This is a genomic window from Neoroseomonas rubea (assembly GCF_016106015.1).
Classification (GTDB): Bacteria; Pseudomonadota; Alphaproteobacteria; order Acetobacterales; family Acetobacteraceae; genus Neoroseomonas; species Neoroseomonas rubea.
The window spans coordinates 1-2,278 of sequence record NZ_JACADQ010000481.1 but is presented as its reverse complement, the minus strand read 5'-3'; the positions used below and the strand labels follow the sequence as shown (position 1 = coordinate 2,278).

The window sequence follows — 2,278 nt, the reverse complement described above, 5'->3', positions numbered from 1 at the left end:
CCGGGCCGCGATCGGCGTGGCCGGCCAGGCAGTGGCCGCGGAAGGCGGGCGGGCGCGGCGGGCGGAGGAAGCCGAGCAGCGCGTCGCGCGCCTCGGGCGTGACCTCGGCCGAGCCTGGCGCGAAGAGCATGGTCGTGGTGCCGGGGGCGAAGTCGGTCGCGCGCGCGGCGGGGCCGGGGACAGCGAGGGCGGAGACAATCCCGGCGACGAGGAGCCGCATGGCCCCAGCCTAGCACGACGAAGGCGGGCGTAGGGTGGCAGGGCCGTTCTCCACCAACCACGACGCGGAACGCCGATCGGACCGGGCGGCGGAGCACGGCGGTCCTGGATGGCGGGGAGCCGCGGAAAGGTGTCGCCCGGCATTCGTGCCGATTTGGCGCGGTCGACCCGTCGGAGCCCCGATCGGGCGCCATCCGGGCGCGTTCGCCGTTGCGATCGCGCTCGTACCATTCGTATGTTTCGGATGTGGGGGTGCTGCACCTCGCTGCCTGAGTCCCGCAGTCTGGTAGGAGGCATTATGTCCAGACGTCGTGTTTTGGGTGTTGCCCTGCTGCTGCTCGCGGGCTGTTCTCAGGGTGGAGAAGGCGCCCCCGGGGCGGCAACCGGGTCGGCGGATTTTCGAAATACATCGCTGCCAGGGACATGGCGTGGTCTGTGGGACAATAATCCAAACTTCAATGCGTCAGTCAGGGTAAACGCCATTACGCCTGCGGGTGATGTTCGGGGCGTTTATACTTTCCAGGGCCAGAGCGTGAATTTCGAAGCGAGACTCAGCGGAAACAGCTTCACTCTCCCCGGGCCTTCCAGGCTTACCTTCACGTTGCAGTCCGACGGGAATCTGCGCGCGTCACGATTTTGGGACAGAGGCGCTCAACAGACGGTGCTGGTCCGCGCGTAACGGGCCAGATCCCGCGACGTATTCAAGGACTTGAAGGGCCGCCACGATCCGGCACCGCCGGGCCGACCCTCGTGGCAACAGCGCGACCGCCGCGCAGCGCGTCATGCAGGCGTGCGCGCCTCCCATCGCAGGCGCAGCTCGGCAGCCCCTGCGCTAAAGCGGCTTCTGCGCCTTTTCCAGCAGGCGGGAGAAGAAGCCCGCCTTCTTCGGCGCGGCGGTGGTGGGCGCGGGCGCTGCGGCGGCGGCTTCCTTCGCCTCGGCGGCGGCGCGCTTCTCCTTCTCGACGAGCCACTTCTCGAGGCTCATCCCCGCCTTGGCGGCGCGCTTCGCCTCATAGGCGCGCTGCGCATCCGTCATCTTCCGATCGCTCATCGCCGGGACCCCCGCTCGCTGCGCGGTCAATGGCGCGCGCCGCGCCTTCCGGCAAGGGGGCCGCCGTGCGAGGGTCGGGAGATGACCAGCCATCGCCACGCCCCCGGATCGCGGCCCCGCCGTGGTCCGCGCGCGCGCCCAGCCTCTCCGCAGCGCGGGGCGTGCCCGTCCATGGCGCGAAGGCAAGCCGGCCGGATGGCCGGCGCTCGCCGTCCGATGGCAAACCAAGCAGGATCGCAGCGCCGCCGCGATCCGCGCGCGCGCAGCGCGAGCGCGGGTGCGCCAGTCCTTGGCGGGAAGGCAAGCCGGCCGGATGGCCGGCGCCGGCCGTCCGAGGGCAAACCCAATCGGATCGCGGCCCCGCCGCGATCCGGGAGCGCGAAGCGCGACCGCGCCCAGGCCATCAGCCGCGCCGGGCGCGCCAGTCCATGGCGCGAAGGCAAGCCGGCCGGATGGCCGGCGCCCGCCGTCTGAGGGCACGTAAACATGGAAGCCAAGGTCAAGGCGGGAATCTGGGTGTCCATGGCGGTCCGCCTGTCGGACATGGCCGGTCGGCCGGCCACGGTGGTGCGCAAGGGGGACCCGGATTCGGGCGGAATCCTCGCCCTGCTGCGCGGGCGGGATGGCTGCGTCGTGCTGTCCCAGGCGCGGGACGCGGAAGGCCGCCCGGCCTGGGTGCGCGGCACCGGAAGCGCGCCGGTCGAGGAAGCGCTCGCCAACGCCTATGTGGACCGCCAGGTGAAGCGCGACCCCGATCTCTGGGTGCTAGAATTCGAGGCGCCGGACCTGATGCCGCCCTTCGAGGCGAAGATCATCTGATCCCGTCGGCCCGTCCGCCCGCGGCCGCCCTACGCCACGACCACCCGGTCCCGCCCGCCATCCTTCGCGGCGTAGAGCGCGCCATCCGCCGCCCGCAGCGCGGCATCGAGCGCGGCCGCCGGCGCGTCCTTCACCGCGATCCCCGCCACGCCGGCCGAGGCGGTGACGGCCGCGTCGCCGCCCGCCGGA

Annotated in this window: 3 protein-coding genes; 1 reads left to right on the top strand and 2 read right to left on the bottom strand. The window is 72.0% G+C overall.

Features of this window, described 5'->3' with window-relative positions; all coding sequences use genetic code 11:
• Both HW577_RS23925 and HW577_RS23920 read right to left on the bottom strand, forming a co-directional pair.
• A partial coding sequence (locus HW577_RS23925; protein WP_198378606.1) for a hypothetical protein occupies nucleotides 1–220 on the bottom strand: 220 nt, incomplete at its 3' end.
• A gap of 831 nt (nucleotides 221–1,051) precedes the next feature.
• Nucleotides 1,052–1,270 (bottom strand): hypothetical protein, encoded by a 219-nt coding sequence (locus HW577_RS23920; protein ID WP_198378605.1) that lies wholly within the window; start codon nucleotides 1,268–1,270, stop codon nucleotides 1,052–1,054.
• 486 nt (nucleotides 1,271–1,756) lie between these two features.
• On the opposite strand from HW577_RS23920, the gene HW577_RS23915 reads away from it, so the two are divergent.
• Nucleotides 1,757–2,089, top strand: a complete 333-nt coding sequence (locus tag HW577_RS23915; RefSeq protein ID WP_198378604.1) for a DUF1491 family protein — start codon at nucleotides 1,757–1,759, stop codon at nucleotides 2,087–2,089.
• Nucleotides 2,090–2,278: the final 189 nt, after the last annotated feature.